This is a genomic window from Bradyrhizobium sp. USDA 3315, from assembly GCF_054056795.1.
Map to the genome: position 1 here is coordinate 9184823 of NZ_JBSRYP010000001.1, position 17618 is coordinate 9202440.

12 protein-coding genes are annotated in these 17618 nt (G+C 58.2%); 1 reads left to right on the plus strand and 11 read right to left on the minus strand.

What is annotated here, in order from left to right; genetic code table 11:
* Positions 1-79: 79 nt before the first annotated feature.
* The 11 genes from ACVIYL_RS42865 to noeE all read right to left on the minus strand — a co-directional run bounded on the left by ACVIYL_RS42865 (position 80) and on the right by noeE (position 16160).
* Positions 80-1414, minus strand: a complete 1335-nt coding sequence (locus tag ACVIYL_RS42865) for a glutamine synthetase family protein (protein ID WP_456781485.1) — start codon at positions 1412-1414, stop codon at positions 80-82.
* On the minus strand, positions 1411-2700 hold the full coding sequence (locus ACVIYL_RS42870) for an ATP-grasp domain-containing protein (protein WP_456781486.1): 1290 nt from the start codon (positions 2698-2700) through the stop codon (positions 1411-1413). The genes ACVIYL_RS42865 and ACVIYL_RS42870 overlap by 4 nt, the downstream gene beginning before the upstream one ends.
* The gene (locus ACVIYL_RS42875) at positions 2697-3566 is read right to left on the minus strand and encodes an EamA family transporter (RefSeq protein WP_456781487.1); all 870 of its coding nucleotides are present in this window, start codon (positions 3564-3566) and stop codon (positions 2697-2699) included. The genes ACVIYL_RS42870 and ACVIYL_RS42875 overlap by 4 nt, the downstream gene beginning before the upstream one ends.
* Positions 3567-3728: 162 nt before the next feature.
* Entirely contained in the window at positions 3729-4547 is an 819-nt protein-coding gene (locus ACVIYL_RS42880; protein WP_456781488.1) for a gamma-glutamyl-gamma-aminobutyrate hydrolase family protein, read from the minus strand.
* Complete coding sequence (rtxC, locus tag ACVIYL_RS42885) at positions 4544-5602, minus strand: dhydrorhizobitoxine desaturase (RefSeq protein ID WP_456781489.1); 1059 nt, start codon at positions 5600-5602, stop codon at positions 4544-4546. Before rtxC ends, ACVIYL_RS42880 begins: the two co-directional genes overlap by 4 nt.
* A gap of 31 nt (positions 5603-5633) precedes the next feature.
* Positions 5634-8111 (minus strand): 2-aminoethylphosphonate--pyruvate transaminase, encoded by a 2478-nt coding sequence (locus ACVIYL_RS42890; protein ID WP_456781490.1) that lies wholly within the window; start codon positions 8109-8111, stop codon positions 5634-5636.
* Between the two features lie 88 nt (positions 8112-8199).
* Positions 8200-8328, minus strand: a complete 129-nt coding sequence (locus tag ACVIYL_RS42895) for a hypothetical protein (protein WP_456781491.1) — start codon at positions 8326-8328, stop codon at positions 8200-8202.
* 1172 nt (positions 8329-9500) lie between these two features.
* Positions 9501-10514: a hypothetical protein gene (locus tag ACVIYL_RS42900; RefSeq protein ID WP_456781492.1), complete on the minus strand. Its 1014-nt coding sequence runs from the start codon at positions 10512-10514 to the stop codon at positions 9501-9503.
* Positions 10515-11932: 1418 nt separating this feature from the next.
* Positions 11933-13816 (minus strand): sulfate adenylyltransferase subunit CysN, encoded by a 1884-nt coding sequence (gene cysN, locus ACVIYL_RS42905; RefSeq protein WP_456781493.1) that lies wholly within the window; start codon positions 13814-13816, stop codon positions 11933-11935.
* Positions 13816-14715: a sulfate adenylyltransferase subunit CysD gene (gene cysD / locus ACVIYL_RS42910; RefSeq protein ID WP_456781959.1), complete on the minus strand. Its 900-nt coding sequence runs from the start codon at positions 14713-14715 to the stop codon at positions 13816-13818. The genes cysN and cysD overlap by 1 nt, the downstream gene beginning before the upstream one ends.
* A gap of 260 nt (positions 14716-14975) precedes the next feature.
* Positions 14976-16160: a nodulation protein NoeE gene (gene noeE / locus ACVIYL_RS42915; RefSeq protein WP_456781494.1), complete on the minus strand. Its 1185-nt coding sequence runs from the start codon at positions 16158-16160 to the stop codon at positions 14976-14978.
* Positions 16161-16854: 694 nt separating this feature from the next.
* Between noeE and ACVIYL_RS42920 the strand changes: the two genes are divergently transcribed.
* Positions 16855-17409: a MarR family winged helix-turn-helix transcriptional regulator gene (locus ACVIYL_RS42920; protein ID WP_456781495.1), complete on the plus strand. Its 555-nt coding sequence runs from the start codon at positions 16855-16857 to the stop codon at positions 17407-17409.
* Positions 17410-17618 lie beyond the last annotated feature (209 nt).

Sequence of the window (17618 nt, forward strand, 5' to 3'; positions counted from 1 at the left end):
GCCATTCACATGATGTGATAAGACCCGATGTGCGAATGATCAACCAAATGGTTGCAGCAGTGCGCAGCTGCGGCTCAAACTAGATGATCTCGAAGTACCGCCGACGTTCAAAGTCGGTGACCCGATGTTGAATGGCTTCCCATTCCCAGCGACGGGAGCAAGAAAAGGCTTCAACAAATCCTTCTCCGAAGACATCATTGGCCGCCGGGGACTGTGCAAACCGATAAGTTGCCTCTGAGAGGCTTTGAGGCAGTCGTCCGGACGGAAGGCAAATCTCCGCGCTTGCATCACCGACGATCGGAGCCGGGAGCACCGCATTTGTCTCGATGCCCAATACGCCGGAACCGATGGCACATGCGAGGGCAAGATATGGGTTCAGGTCTGCGCCGGGTAGCCTGTATTCGAGGCGATGTGCAGACGGCTCTCCCGGAATGACACGTACCGCGCACGAGCGGTTGTCAACGCCCCAACTCGGACAGATTGGTGCCCAGCACTCGGGTACCAATCTCTTGTAGCTATTGAAGTTCGGCACGGCGAGCACACAGAACTCATTCATGTATTTCAATTGTCCGCCGATGAACTGCCTCATAAGCTTCGAGACGTTGCGAAACGCCTCACTATCGTGAAACGCATTCTGACTGTCTGAGGACATCGAGATGTGAATATGGCCGGACTGGCCTGGCCATTTCTCGGAAACCTTGGCCATGAATGTAGCCATCATGCCGCGCGTTTGCGCCCAGGCCTTTATCATCGACTTGAATATGATTGCTCGATCGGCAGCTTCCAGGGCGTCACAATGACTAAGCGACGCTTCAATCACGCCAGGTCCCGTTTCAAAGTGCAGCCCGCTGAGAGGTATTTTGGATTTCTCACAAAGCGCCAGGATCTCACCGAACAGCTCCTGATGCGCGACAGAACGCGCAATCGAGTAGCCAAACGGGCCCCGCGTTAACGGAGCCCATTGGCCGAACGGCTTGTCTTCGATTGTGTCGGCGTTCTCCTTGAACAGCATAAACTCAAACTCGAACCCGGCAGTGCAGCGGTATCCGTGATCAGCAGCCCTTCGTAGGACCTTACGCAGAATACCACGCGGGCAGACGCTCTCATGTGCGCCGCTAAACTCGGCGAGATAGAGATACTGATCGCCGACATAAGACACGGGACGGCCGGTGCCCGAGAGAATACGAAGATCGGCGTCTCCGAATGCTGACAGCGACTTTTGCATGAACCTCGCCGGGATGACCCGGTCCGAACAGTCCCACGCGAGCACCGCTTCGGAGAACCTGATAATTTTATCCCGACCCGAGAGATCTTCACCTAGGACGTGCTTGCCTCGAAGAATGCCATCGAAGTCGCTGACACCGATCATCGCGGCGGCGGTTGAATTTGCGCCATCTGCCCGAGTGACGGTCATTGGTTGGCTTCCTGCGCCACCAAATCGAACACCTGATCCATCCGCATCGCACGCAATTGGCGATAATCATCCTCAAGCTGTATCAGGTCATTATTCACGAGATACACAATGCCTGGCGTCGACGCCAGGTCGATCGTCGGAATCAGGTTTTGACCTATCGGAACGAATGCAATGGCGTCCGCGAAGCTCGGGAGCTTGCCGATCGCATCGAGTCCAGGATAGCCGGCAACAATACCGCCCATGTCGGAAATCAGCGAGACGCACAGTGCATGAGCCTGCCGCTTGTAAACCCCGCGTCGCCTCATATACTCGGCAAAGCCTTTGGGATCTGCGTAGCGCCACGCCGTGAGCGTCAAATGGTTGTGGCCCAAAGCCATCGTCCGGGCTTTTGCCGACATGGTTCCTTGCAGCCTGGCTCCGAAGTCGACCAAAACTGGTCCCCGATCATCGACGATGATCTCGGCATGAGCAGGTCCGTCGGCGATCCGAAGCGCCCGCAACGCACGCACAAGGTAGTCGGACAGTTCAAGGACGATTGGCTCCTTACCACCCAACAACCGCTCTAGTGAGCAGACCGACGACGCGCCCTCAATAGGAACAGTGTCATAGGTCCAGGCCTCCGTGACGAAGGCCTCCCCGTCGATCGAGACGGCATTTACGGTATATTGCTGGCCGCTAATTTTCTCCTGTCCAAGTGCTGATTGATTGAGCGCTCCGACACGGTTCGTCTTCCCGACGATGGCAGTTACAGCGCGCTCAACATCCGCATCCGTCGAGCAAAAGAATACGTCTTCCGTGCCTGTGCTGTTCAGCGGCTTGATCACGATCTCATCGAAGTTCTGTTCACGCTTCCAGCTTGCGATTTCGCCGGCATTGTCGGACACGACTTGTCGGATCGATCGCACGCCTGCCGCGGCCAACGCCTCGGACAGGCGCGATTTGTCGCGCCGGGCAGCTGAAAGGGCGGTCCCATTTGTAGGTAAGCCCAGCCGCTCCGAGATGGAATCGGCCAACTCAACTCCGGTCTCGCACCCCGCTATAACGAACTCCAGCTCCTTGCCATGGAGAGCCTGGAGGTGGTGTTCAACGATCTCCTCGTATCCCATGCGCTCGGGCGGGCGAATGACTTCATCATACAGTTCCGCATTGAAATGGGATTGGAAGATGGGCGGAATCTGTGCAGCCGACATCACATGCACTGTTCCGATTCCATACCGCTTGAACTCTTCCGGCAGAAATCGGCCAGTCGAATATGCGTCGACGATTACACAATTCCGTTCGTTCATGCGGACCTCCGATACTGCAGGTAGACGTTGCTGAGGGCGACAGCCGTAATGAGAACATTTCCAACGAACGTGTGTGGCGAAGGAACGATGCGAGAATCGAAGTACTGGAACAGGAAAGTGATGACAGGGGCGGTGGACAGGACCATGTTGACCGTGAAGGGCTCTACGCGGCGAATGCCCTCCTGGATCAAGAGCAAAGGAACGATGATCGTGGATAGCCCAATCGTTGCGATCGCAAGCCAATGCTGTGAGATCTCAAACAGGATGGAGGAATGGTCGACCAATCCCAGCAGCAAAAGGATCGTTCCGTAAAAGCGATGCGCCAGCACCTGTCGACCGGAGAATCCTCGGTCGAACAATAGCTTGACGAGTATATTTGTAAGGGCGAGCGATAGGCCGGCCATGATCGCCAAGACGATGCCAACGGACGATCGAGCCCCCCACTCCACGCCAGCGTTGCCGGTCGCCGAAATCCAGATCATGTAACTTCCAATCGCCGCGATCGTAACGCTCACGACGATATCGGATGCTGGAGGGACGCCCTGCCGCCTGATCAGCGCGTTTAACCACACCGTTGCGGCGGGTCCTAACGCCACCATGAACGCAACGACGATCGCAGGTTCGGCGTGTTTCAGGCCGATAAACAACCCTATCCAACTGATCGCGGTCACGACATTGAGCGACACAAAAACCGGGAGCGCCGACTTCGCAGCTCGTGCCGTTCCGCTCTCGTGCCTCGCCAGGAGATTGAATGTCAGACACACCGCGGCAAAGGACACGAGAAGAGCGACGAATACGTCTGCCTGCTGAAAATACGATGCCGCATAAACCTCGCCTGCCGCGCTCACGACGACATAAAGCGCCACAAAGAGAACTCCCAGAGCGAAGCGTCTTGTCAATCGTCCACCCTTCCCCTGCCGGTGGCGCGGCGCAGCGCGCCCCCAGAACCATCCTTGTGCATCAGCTCCGAGAGACCCGTCTTTCGACCTGGACGGACCGCGCTTGGTTTGAAACGTCACAATCCGCCTCTAGTGTTTCTTTGTTTGGGAGTACGCAATACACGCCTCTCCAAAGGCCGTGAACAGTCGCTTGCTCAGGAGATCGGTCGCGACGTGCCATTCAGGGTGCCATTGCACGCCGATTTGCAAGGTTGGCGCACCAATGACCGAAGCTGCTTCGACCAGACCATCAGGCGCCCACGCCTCCGGCTTCAGCGCAGTAGCAAGCGCCTTTATGCCTTGATTATGTAGGGAGTTTACTTGCGCTTCGATGACGCGCGCGATCGGAAAGAGCCCTCCATCCGAACATATCCTCACGGTGTGCGCGGCATCGTACTGGCGGTCTCTCGGACGATCCGGTTTCTCGGCATGCATCAGGGCACTTCCCAGCCGCCACTCCGCAAGCGATGGATGGAGCGTACCGCCGAAATGGACGTTGAGCTCCTGAAGCCCACGGCAGATGCCCAGGATCGGCATTCCGAGCGCGATCGCCCTCCCGATGGCTACAGCGGACAACCTGTCTCGTGGGCGGTCACGGAGACCATGCTCGACGTCCTGCTGATCGGCCCCTGGATAGGATGCAGGAGCTTTCATGACGGCAGGGTCAATATTCGATTCATCTCCCGTCAAGACCAGGCCGTCGAGCGCGCCCATGATCGCCCGGGCGACCTCGACCCTCGCATCTTCAGCGTCGATCGTCGGCAATATGACGCACGCCACGCCCGCATGATGAAGCAGGGCCTTGACGTATTTGCGCCGCAGCCAGTCGCGATGCACACCATCGACCAAAAGACGGTTCGAGGTGACGCCGACCACGGCACGGACCTTGTCCGACCGTTGCAATGTCACGCCACTTGCCCCTTGGCTTGGGCGTCGGCCAGCGACTGCTCATACAAGCGCCGATTTCGCTCCTTCAACTGAGTTATGACACTGGGTTGACCTTGCGGCCCCTTGACGAAGAGCCCACCCCAGGTTGCGGCAACCTTTGCATAACCCGGATCCAGCATCCGGATCTTCTGGGCTTTGTGCAAAAGCCAGAATGGGATGCCCGGCGAAAGGTGATGCTCAAGGTGGTACTCATCCAGATTCTGTCCAAGGATGGCCCGCTCGAGGAAATTTCCTTTCCGATTCCTGGTTAGGTAGACGTTCTGCGTCTCGGTTTCGCACATCGGTGAGTGTTCAGCGAGCTCGACAAACCACCCGAGAACCTGAAACGTTGTGAGATAGGGCACGATCCAAAACAGGATCACGATGTGGAGCAGCCCAAGAGCATATGATCCGGCCAGGATGCCGATCCAGAAAAGGTAAAACCCATACCTATCGATGAGTATGCTCGAGCGGCTCTGGTCGTCGGCATCTGTGATCGAAAACCGATTGGTCCAGAGATACTTCAGATAGGCCAGCGTCGCGCCACCAAATATCGGCTTCCAGATGATATTGAACGCGTACCGCTCAGGAGGCTGAACGTCGTAAACACCATTGGCCATGAAGAACTTCAGGTCGGGATCCTTGTCCGGGTCGCCGAGATACGGATGATGCAGATAGACGTGCGAGATCCGGTAGGCCCAGTGGCGCTGGAACAGGGGATAGGCAGCGAACAGAATGCCGAGGACGTAGTTCCAGGTCGTGCTCTTCGCGAGCGTACGGTGAGCCGCATCATGAGCGATCGTCGTCAGGCCGCGCTGGTAGGCGCCGATCAAAAGCACGGCGACCGGGTACAGCCACCAGGAGACGCAAACCGTCGCGAGCGTGCAAGCGGCAATTACAGCGTAGTCTTTGGCGATATAGGCGGCTCCCGTTATATTGTCGGGTCTCAGTTCTGAGAGTTGCTTATTGATCTCGCGGCTGAACTGAACAGCCTCATAACGTGACGACCTCAGTTTCCAAGCGTCTGCCTGATTCATGAGAACCTCTTCCTGATCGCCTTACAAGTTGTCAGATTGCGGAAAGCGCCCTGTCGAGATCGCGTACGATGTCATTGACATCTTCGATGCCGACGCAAAGTCGGATCGAGCCGCCAAATATGCCGGCGGCTTCCCGCTTCTCCCGTGGAACGGTGGTGTGGGTCGTCGAAACAGGATGCGTCACGAGCGTACGGGCATCCCCCACGTTCGAAACGTGATACATCAGATCGACGTTCTGGATGAACTTGCGCCCGGCCTGTTCGTCCTCCACCTCGAACATGACCATCGCGCCGTGTCCGTATGCTGGATTGAGTGTCTGATCGGCGGTGTCCCGATCGGCTCCTTCGAACAGCCCTGGGTAGACGACACGGCGCACTTTTGGATGCTCCTTGAGAACGTCGGCCACGATCCTGGCGTTTGCACAGTGCTGCTTCATGCGAAGGGGCAGCGTTTCAAGGCCCTGGATGAGCTGAAAGCTCGCAAAGGGGGCGATGGCCGCGCCAGTATCGCGCAACCACGTCATGCGAGCCTTTAGGAGAACCTCGCTTTTTCCAAGATCGTCGACATCTTGCAGCGCGTTGCGCCAGATGATCCCGCCATGCGCCTCGTCGGGACTGTTGAACAAGGGAAAGCGAGAGGCTCCCCGGTAGCTGAACTTGCCGTTGTCAACGATCAGACCGCCAAGCGTCGTGCCATGGCCGCATATGTATTTCGTAGCGGAGTAGGTCGTAATCGCAGCACCGAGATCTGACGGCCGACACACCAGTGGGGTCGTCGTATTATCCACGACCAAAGGCACGCCGTACTTTCGGCCGATCTCAGCAAGCTGTTTGACCGGAAGTGGAATCAGGCAAGGGTTCGAAATCACCTCTCCGAACAGGCAGATCGTGCGATCATCGATGGCACGTTCGAAAGTCTCGGGCTCTCGAGGGTCTGCCGTCCTGACGCTGATACCAAGACGCTTTAGCGTGTTGTGGAGCAGGTTCCACGTATTGCCATAAAGATACGGTGAGGCGACGACATTGTCCCCCACTTCGCCGCTTGATAGGTTGACGATGGCAAGGAACGTCGCCGCTTGACCTGAGGCGACGGCGAGCGAGTCGCGTCCCATGTCGACCGCGGCATACCTTCTTTCCAGCGCGCGGGTCGTCGGATTGATGATCCTCGTATAGGTGAACCCATCCGCCTTGACGTTGTAGACGTCCGCAATGTGATTTAGATCGCCATCGAGTTCGTACGCCGTGTTCTGATAGATCGGCACTGCGACAGCTTTCGTCACCGGATCGCGTCGATAGCCCGCGTGCAGAACAGCCGTTTCGGCAGAGAACGGCAGCTGCGAGGTCCTTTTGAACGGCGGTGACATCTCGACGCGGCGCTCGCAAGCCTCCTGGGCTGACACCGCCCCCGCTGATGGAGCCGGACCGGACCGAAAGTATGCACGAAAGGCGCACCCCAAATGCTCGATCCAACTGGGCTGGATTTCGCCAATGCAACCGACCCGAAAACTGCGCGTCGCAAGGTGCAGCCTCGAGTAGACATAAAGGTTGTGGGCCGCCAAGTGACGATATAGCCCATCAAACCCAGCTTGATCCGCGATTCCGGATGGCGCGCTGAATGCGACGCAGACCGGCGACTGCAAGTCGGCGGACAGCAGCGGAGACACTATCCCTTCGAGTTCTCGGACGAGATCGTCTCTGACCTTCTCATACCTGCGGCGCCTTGCATCAATGCCTTCCCCCTCCAGAATCTCCAAGGCCTTCGTCGTTGCCTGTACGATGTGAGTGGGAGGGGTCGACCGCCACTCTCCGGTGCGCTCGAGCGAGAGCCATTGATCTCTCACGTCGAGCACAAATGACTTTGGTGCTTGAACCGCATTTTCCAGCAGTTCGCGAGACGCGATGACAAAAGCTACTCCAGGCGGCCCTTCGATACACTTGTTGCTCGACGTCACCAGGACGTCTGGCCCACCCCGGCTCAGGTCAATTTCAATCGCGCCAAACGAGCTCATGGCGTCGACGATCGTCTTGACACCACGCCGCCTCGCCTCCCCCATGATCGCATCCATCGGATTGACGATTCCGGTCGTCGTCTCGCAATGCACGAGACAGAGGTGGGTAATGCCGGGATTTCGGCTCAGATGCTCGGCAACTTCCTGGGCATCCACGGGCTCGGTAGCTCGGTTGACAAGCTTCAGTGCTTCGATGCCCCACAGCCGCAGAATCTTGAAGATGCGCTCGCCATAGATGCCGTTTATGCAAACGAGCGGCTTGTCGTCCTTGGACACGAATGAAGAGAGAGCGGCTTCCATTGCAAAGGAGCCGCCTCCCTGAATAGGGACCACTGAATAGGCCTCGGCATCTCCCAACAGATTGAGCATCAGCCGCCTCATGCGGGCTGTCACTTCCTTGAACTCACAATCGCGCGATGCGAGGTCGATCTGCATCTGGCTCCTGACCGCCAGCGACAACGACAATGGACCAGGCGTCAGCAGAGAGCGCTGTCTTGTCACATCATTCCCCTTAAATTGTGTTCGTCGACGGATCTGGAGCGATGACGCGACTTGAGTCCCCTTGCGCGTGGCTCCCTCGGCTCATCTGTTACTGGGCGAAACGCCATGGGAGCAGCCGCGCTTCGCTTGGCGCCGCATCAAAAGCCCAGCCGATCACGACCTGCATATCCAGCAGCAGATGCAGAACGATGCCCCCAAGGCTCCTCACCGATATCATCCAGCTCTCCCAGGAATTCGCTTGGCTGCACATCCGCGGACCGAGTTGGCGCGAGGCGCAACTCTCATCCAGCCATCATGCATGCGAGGATTTGAGCGCCGTCGCCATCTCGCATAACAAGTTAGGCGAGCCGGCCGATCGGCTTACGCCCGAGCCCCGCCATTCAGGCGAACGCTGAAGTTCCGACAAAGCTGCACGTCGGCCCCATCGCGTGCGGATATAGATCCGGGCATGGCGCACTTTATGGGTGAAGTTGCTAATAAGCCTGATCCTGCGTGAGCCTGACACTTGAGACATTCGCATACTGTCACCCGTTGGGAATTCGGAACGCTGACGACCTTTGCCGTCTATTTTCAGATCGTACAACTTGACGTTAGGTGCGTTTCAACCCTCTTCCGAACTCTTCTCGTGTGAATTTTTCCTGACGTGCGCGTCCGCTTCCTTGGAAGTGCTTGCCACCGATCCAGGCTGTGAAGAATGATGCCTGCAACCAGGATGGTCAGATCGCCAGCCTCTAAGCCAGGTGGCATTTGAGGCGCAGCTCGCCGAGGAAACGTGAGGTCGCGAACGCGCGTACACCGCCGCTTGTGAGCGTTGCACGTCTGCACCGCTTGATTGACGACCACGCCCGTTCGGAAGCCGACACCGCAGGCGCCCCATTTTGCCTCCCCGTCTGGCACCTTGGTTGCCAAGCTAGGCATGGCTTGGTCGCTCAGTGCATGCACCTCCTGAGGCCAAAGCCCCCTCGTGACGCAACTCGCACGAGCGACGCCCCCGCCGTCCGCGCGCTTTTCCCTGGGGGCGATCAGTAAGCCCGCACTTCTTTCAGCGTCGTGACTGTCTGGCGCGCGAGTTGCTGGGACGTGTCGGCTTGGCTGCTCATACATGCACGCACCCCATGCCCAAGTTTGACTGGCGCGCAGCCTCACCACGACCAGCCGCGCGTCTTACGCATCGGCGCTCGCTGCGAAGATCATACCACGATCCGCGAAAAGACTTTGGAGAAGCCGCAGAAGCGCTTAGGAACGATCTCAAGGGGAACGATCGCAACCAGCATCATGCTTTTCGCGCTTGCAAAGCGAACTCCCCACTCAGCTCATCGCGCGATCTGGTTCGTTCCAGCCTGAACGCCGCCTTCTTTCATGAGTTGCGAGAATATTGGTGTGCCGTCGTCATAGTGCCGGCGTGACCAGCTCGAGCCGAAGCGCGGCCAGAACGCTGATGTCAGTGCGGTGTTCGATGGCCTCGCCCGCATCCTGGGCGGCTTGTACTAGGGCGGCCTCCTTGCGTTCGATCATCAATTTGTCAGCTTCGATTTGGGCCAGCTGCTTTTCACGCTCATCCGCCGGGACCGCGGCGGCATCGTCGCTGTTGGTGTCGATCAGTTCGTTCACCTTTTCGGTCAGAGTGTCACGAAGGACCCAACAGATCAGCCCGATCACATCGGGAACCTGGCCAGACGCTCTGCCCACAACCCGCGTGCCCGCATCGAGGACGGCAGCCATCAGATGGTGCTCCTGGAGGGTGACCGGCCATTTGATCTCACTCGCGTTGTCATCAATCATAGCCGTGATAGACGGCGCCCCACGTTCCGCCAGTCGTGCGATCAGCGCCGCCGCGTCTCGCTTCTTTGCCTCACTGGGAAATGGCGCACTGCGGATCCGGTGCTCCTCGGCTTCGAGCTCGCCAAGGCGCAAGCGCAGGCGCTTGAGAGCCTCACTGATCGGCTCGTCTCGATTCAAAATCTCCGACAGCGCGATTTGCGAGACCGAGGCAAGACGCATGCCCGATGGCAGGCTACCGCGAACCAGAAAGGCCCGGCAGCGGGATGCCAGGCTCCCGCAGCGCCGCATGCGGGCGGCAGCGGTCGCCTCCCGACCGATGAGGCAACGCAACTTTTCAGCGAGTCCGGCGGCTTGCACGTCGAGGTCACGGATTTGCGCGTCCTCCTTGTCCGCGCTGGGATCGCCGGCGGTGCGGGCCAATATCAGCCGTTTGCGGCGGGTCTCGACGCGATGAAGCTCGCCACGAGTCGCTCGCATCTCCTCGTCAAGCGGCAACCACGTTGATCGCGCATCCGCTGCACGATCCACAATCGCATCGAACCGCTGCCGAGCGCCCTCATCGGGCAGCAGATCGGCAGGGTCGATTTGAACGCAGCTTTTGGACTCTATGTGGTCATTCACGTGTCGTCTCGCAGTGTCAGATACCCAAGTTTTGCTGGCATTGATTCGCAGCAGGCAATTTTTAATGCTCATGCCGATTGCATCGGCGCAATCGCGCGCGAGAGTGCCCGGATGCGGCGCTCTGACGGCCGGCGTCCCTGGCTTCAGCAGCCGCCAGCCCTTCGCCCCGCAGCGCTTTCGCATACGGAACGTTCGGGTCTTCTCCTCCGGTTGGACGCAGGTCGATCTACAGATCTAACCGGTCCAGAATCGGATCTAGAAGAAAGCGGGATCGAAATGAGTGCGGTCGTTTTGTCTCAATGCAGGGAACCGAGCACCAACAACCAAGAGGACGTACCCCATCCGTTTGCGTCGCCACGACCCAGGCTCGTAGCGCGCATGGACATCTTGTGCGGCCGCGGCGATCGAGAGGTCGGAAGCAAGCCGCGGTGCAGTCTCGGCCATCGTGCGCGGCGCAAAACCCGCAATGTCGAAGCCGTGCGATCGCGCGGGTCGCGTGACGAGCAGTGCTGGGCCATCGCCGGCCCGTGAGCCGCTTTAAATTCAACTCTTTACTTCGCCATCAACACCCACGCACCTTAAGCTCAATGGCCGTCGCATCAGCATTTCGCACAATGAAGACCTGACGAAGTCGCCCTCGTTGCAGACGACCTCATTGCTGGACCGAGAGCGGACTTTCTAGGATGAAAAAGCGCCGGCAGAAGCGCTGAAGGAGTTGTTACAGTGAGAGGCGGAGCCGCGATGGCCGCGTTGAATCTGCTCCCTTCCAATCTCGATCGATATGTTCAGATCGGATCCGGAAACTCGGATCGTCGAACCCATGCTAGGCGAGGTAGCTGACGAGAAGCTGACGCGCAGGACGCCAAGCGTCTATGGCGCCGCTTTTATTGGGACCACGCTAGCGCGATCGCGCCAGATCGGTTACCGGCAATCAATCGCCCGCTCGCCGAATGCGACTAGCCCCCGGAAGGACGAGAGACCCTTATCGAGCGCCAGAGACCGAGGGCAGATAGTCGAGACGCTGTGCGGCTCAGCTTCATGAGAGCACGGCGCAAGCCACACGCGCAAACTGCGTGAAGCGAAACTCTCAAGCAACTGGAAGTCGGACTTCTTCTCTGGCCTTTGTCCTGGCGTCGTAGATTCTGACCTGGAGCATGGGACGGCGCTTCTTGAGTTCCTGAGCTCCCGCAAAGGCCCCGTCTCTGGTCGCGAATTCGGTTTTCAATTGACCGTCGATTTCGAGCACATAACCAGAAGCAGGCAATCGACGTGTAGACGCGACCATTTTGTTCCCTTGGAGCATGAGTCCGATTGATTCCTGTGCTTTAACCCGAGTCGCCTTGGCCAGGCCACCAGGTTGGTAAGGGGCACTGCTGCTAAATCGATGGTGCGATGCGAGGTGATAGATTCGATGGACACTAACCGCCAAGAATTTCGCGCGCCATCAAAACATCGATCACGGCTTGGGCCATTTGCTCAGGCGTCTGCTCCATGGTCCTGAGATGAATTTCGGGTCTTATCGGCGCTTCGTAGGACGCATCGATGCCGGTGAAGTTCTTGATCTTTCCGGACTTCGCCTTTGAATAAAGACCTTTGGGATCGCGCCGCGCGCATTCTTCGATCGGCGTATCGACAAAAACTTCGACAAACTCCTCCTTGCTGACCAGACTGCGCACCATGTCCCGTTCGGCCCTGTGGGGCGAGATGAACGAACAAATTGCGATCAAACCACTGTCCGCGATCAACTTGGCCACTTCCCCGGCACGACGAATATTTTCCATGCGGTCGGCCTCGGAGAAGGATAGGTCGGCGTTTAATCCGTGCCGCAGGTTGTCCCCATCCAACAGCATGGCATGCCGGGACATTGCAAACAGCTTTTGATCGAGGATGTTGGCAATCGTCGACTTTCCTGCGCCGGACAGGCCGGTAAACCAAATGATGCAAGGCTTCTGGTTCTTGAGGGCGGCCCGTTCCTTCCGTCCCACTGCAACGGGTTGCCAAGCGATGTTGGCAGCCCGCCGCAGTGGACATGCGATCATCCCTGCTGCGACCGTACGGTTGGTATATCGGTCGATGACGATAAATGATCCGGTCTTGCGATTGGCCTCGTAAGGATCGAACGCCGCGGGCAGTGCGGTTGAGACATTGCAAAAACCGATCTCGTTGAGTCCAAGCGTCCTGGCTGCCAGGTGCTCCCGCGTATTGACGTCAATCCGATGATTGATCGCAGTAATGCTTCCGGCTGTGGTCTGCGGCCCGATGCGCAGAATGTAGTTGCGCCCGACAACGAGCGGGTCCTCATCCATCCAGATCAGATGAGCGGCGAATTGGTCGGCAAGCTCCGGCCGCTCGGTCGGACGCGCCAGGAGATCGCCACGGCCAATATCGATTTCGTCTTCAAGAGTAATCGTGATTGCATCGCCGGCGCCGGCGCAGGACAGATCGCCGCCGTGCGTCACAATCCGCCTGACGCGTGCGATTCGTCCAGACGCTGCGACAACGATCTCGTCTCCCACCGAGATGCTTCCCGAAGCCACGGACCCCGCATAACCGCGGAAATCCAGGTCGGGCCGGTTCACCCACTGCACCGGAAAGCGGAAAGCCTGCCCGGAGGTGCCGGACTGGATATCAATGCTCTCAAGGTGACCGAGCAGGCATGGACCATCGTACCAGTGCGTGTTGCCGGAGCGATTGACGACATTGTCGCCGTACCTGGCAGAGATCGGGATCGGAACGATCGATTCGAACCCAAGATCGCCGGCAAAGGTCACATAGTCGGCGAAGATCCGATCAAAGGTCTCTTTGCTATAGTTGACGAGGTCGATCTTGTTCACGGCCAGGACGAGCTGACGGATACCAAGGAGCGAACAGATGAATGAGTGACGCTTGGTTTGGACCAGTACGCCCTTGCGGGCATCGATGAGGATGATGGCGAGCTGGGCATTCGAAGCGCCCGTTGCCATGTTGCGGGTATATTGCTCGTGGCCTGGCGTATCGGCCACCATGAACGAGCGCCGCTCCGTCCCAAAGAAACGATAGGCCACATCGATCGTGATGCCTTGCTCTCGTTCGGCTTCAAGCCCGTCGACGAGCAGCGCGAAATCGATCTCGCGGCCGGTAGTGCCGTGCTTGGCGCTGTCCCGTTCCAGCGCCGTCATCTGATCCTTGTAAATCATCTTGCTGTCGTGGAGCAGTCGGCCGATCAGCGTCGATTTCCCGTCATCCACCGAACCGCATGTGATGAATCGCAGCTGGTCCTTTGGCTTGGCTTGGACGGATTCCGTTATCGGTTTGGCAAGCATCAAAAGTAGCCTTCCCGCTTCTTCTTCTCCATCGAAGCGGCTTCATCGGCATCAATCAGGCGGCCCTGGCGCTCCGACACCGTCGCGGTCTGCATCTCTGCGACAATGTCTTCGATCGTCGCCGCATCGGATTCAATAGCCCCGCTTAACGGATAGCATCCCAGCGTGCGGAAACGGATCATCCGCATTTGCGGCGTCTCGCCAGTCAAAAGCGGCAATCGCTTGTCGTCGATCATGATCGTCGCGCCATTTCGACGCACGATCGGTCTTTGCTTTGCGAAGTAGAGCGGGACGACCGGGATCTTCTCGCTCATGATGTATTCCCACACGTCGAGCTCAGTCCAGTTTGACATTGCGAACACGCGCATGGTTTCGCCCTGGCGAATCCGAGTGTTGAACAGGTTCCAGAGCTCCGGCCGCTGGTTACGGGGGTCCCATACGTGCCCGGCCGAACGGAAGGAGAGAATCCGCTCTTTTGCGCGGCTCTTTTCCTCATCACGGCGGGCACCGCCAAAAGCAGCATCAAATTCGTGGAGGTCGAGCGCCTGTTTCAAGGCGTCTGTCTTCATCACTTGGGTATGAAGCGCGGAGCCGGAGTCGATCGGATTGATCCCGCGCTCGATGCCCTCCTTGTTTACATGAACGATCAGGTCGAGGCCGAGCCGCTTGGCTATCGCGTCCCGGAAGCTGATCATCTCGCGGAACTTCCAGGTCGTGTCGACGTGGAGCAGGGGAAAAGGCAACTTTCCGGGATAGAAGGCCTTGATCGCAATGTGCAGCATCACACTCGAGTCTTTTCCGATCGAATAAAGCATGACCGGCTTTTTGAACTCGGCCACCACGTCACGCATGATTTCGATCGATTCAGCCTCGAGACGGCGCAGATGTTTAGGCAGCATGTGTTCTTTTCGATGCAAGATCTTTGTTCTTCGCCGGTCGACGGCTGCAGCCCCGATAAGAGGTACCGGGGGCGAACAACTGCTCGCCATGACGCGCGGCTCGCCGCAAAGCTTATGTGCAACCTGGATCCGCAGATCGGAGCGCATTCAACCGCTGGTGCGGCCGCCTGCGCCAGTCATCCGGCGCGCAGACAACTCGTTGCGGGCTAACTATTGGCTAAATCAGCCAGCGTGTTTTGATCGCAAGCATCCAGATCACCCTATTGCATATTGAGGGCCCGCTCAAGCCGCTCGACCTCGCCGCGCAAAATCTCGATGGCCGCGTCGCGATTTTGAATGGCATCCAGCACCGCAGCGCGCTCAGCTTCCGAGGCCAACAGCACGTGTTGCAACTGAGCCGCGATGGAGCTGTCGGATGCTGAACGAACGCTCTTGGTGCCGACTGACTCACCGGTTTGAGATTGGCCGGACAATGCTCCTGCCTTGCTACTGCGCAAATCCCACCAGGATCGGAATATCCGACGATAGAGTTCGGTTAGCTCCCCTCCCCTATCCACCACTCCGGCTTGTCGTGCATGCAGCAGGTCCTGCTCATACCCGAGTTCGATCAAGAGGTCAGCGCCGACCAGATCGGTCACCGTTTGCATCTCGTCAGCGCTCAATTGGGATTGCCACGCTTTGACAGAGCTTTCATCGACCGCGCTTCGCTCCAGGATTTTTCGGTCTCCGAAGCTGCTGGATCGAAGATAGTCTGCTTGTTCCATCCCCGCGGACGCGGCGACCGCTGGATCACAGCCAAGCGCCGCCAGCAGGCGCCGGACTTCCTGATCCGGATGCGCCACGAGCAGTTCGTATTGTACCAGCTGCGTCCGCGGCCGAGTGCGGTGCGCGGCGAGCCTGGGAAGGCCCAGAACCAGATCGGCGAGTGACGATATTATGCCATCGGGCAGGCGGAGCATGAGATCAGCGAGAGCAGATACGCTGACCGGATAGGTGTTCTCTGCCCGGAGCGGGATGCCCCACGTCGATTTCAGTGAAGCGGCGATGGCATAGGGATTGCGCATCAGCAGGATGTGTGGCGCTTCTGGATAGACCGCTTCGAGAAAATCCAGCGCCGTCCAATAGCGCGGTGTCTTGTCTATGATGATGCGCTTGCCCGTTGCCGCCAGATACTGGCTGTACGCAGTGTCGGCAAAAGCCCGGCAGGCCAACGTGCGATCTATCCGTCGCAAAAATTCGGACGTAGCAGCCTCAATCAGCGAGGGTCCTGCCGGATGTCGCTGATCGACCCTGCCAAACGCCTCAAGTGCCAGCATCAACCAGGGTTCAGGCGGAGCCACAATGTAGGGATGGTGCTGGAGCAAGTGCGCCAGGAGCGTCGTCCCGGATCGCGGAAGGCCGAGAAGAAAGCAGACCGCAGGCGAACGGTCAAAACCACCACTCATAATTCAGATCCTCATGCCTGAAAAGCGAACTCCGAGCACTCGTTCGATCGAGCAAATAGCGCCGGCCGTGGGATCACGTGAGGCGGCCGCTTGCGCAGCACGCATCAACCGAGAAGATTTTCGCTTGCAACTGATCTTTGAGAGCCGCTGAGTTCGACGGATTTGACGCGATCACAGAAGCATTTCGCTGTCCCCGTTGCTCACACAGTTAAGACGAAGTCAAAGGCCAGCTCAAGTCTACGAAGATTGGCTGCGGACATGGAAAAGTTGGAAAGAACTATACGGACGTTTACCGGATAAACGCCTTTCGCCGCAGGGCGTTGTTACGTCGACGCGATGTCGCTGTGGGCCCTGAAAACGTAAATGCGACATGCGCCTCCCCAAGGCTCGGCATGCGCCAGAGAAATTCGGCAGGAGAGCGGACAGGCCGGCGAGTTGCACGAAGCAGACCCTAATCGCGGATATCTCACCTGGCAGGCGCATCGATCCGACCGGCGTGCAGAATCGACCCGACGCAAGTTCCCCGTGAATGCCGCCGCTGATGAGCGAGGTCCCCCCGAACAGCTATGCCCTTGCGCACGCTTCCCCATCCGTCCGGACCGTACCAAGGATTTGATTTGCTTGCTCTTACGGCGTTGTACCGACCTCCAATACGCGCTAAGGCAAGCTGGTGAAGGATGGAACCTGACCTACGATGCCGCCGGATTTGCCCGGTCCAGCCAGCGCGCTTGGCAGTGTCTCTACTGACGGACTGGAGATGATCCGGCCGTTCATGTGGGAGATCAGATCGATCAGTGCGTGTCTCGAAGAGCTTGCGAGATTCCGAGCCAATGTCCTTGGCATCACTGGGCCACAGTGGATGATCCTGATGGCAGTGGCCTACTTGGGCAAGGAGAACGGTGTCCCCGTCAATTTGGTGTCAAAGTTGATGCACGTCGACCCTTCCTTTGTCACGACCCACTCAAAGCTGCTCGAGAAAAATGGACACCTACGGCGTAAGCACTGCGCAAGCGATGCTCGGGTCGTGCAGATGACCCTGACGGCCAAAACGCGCAAACGTCTATTAACTTTTGCGCCACAACAGCAAGCACTGGATGAACTCGCTTCTGATGAATTCGGGGTTAGCGGATCAAGCGAGTTCATCACCAAGCTGGCCGCAATCAGGCATCGTCTGGAGAAGGTCCGCCGTCAGAGCGGTTCTGGCCTTCCGAAGACCAAACGCACGACCGTCAGAAATGACGCTCGCTAGCCATGTCGACGCTTCCAGTCTTCGAGTTTTTCTTGAAACAGCGCGGACGAAGATGGCTGTGGTCCGTATATACCGCCGAAGGCACGCGGGTGATGACGGGTTCAGGACGCAGCCGCTCCGCCGCAAGATATCAAGCCAACCGAGCGCTGTTTCTATTGCTGCTGAGCGCACCGTATCGTTCGGAAGCTCGAGCTAACCAGCACGCCCGG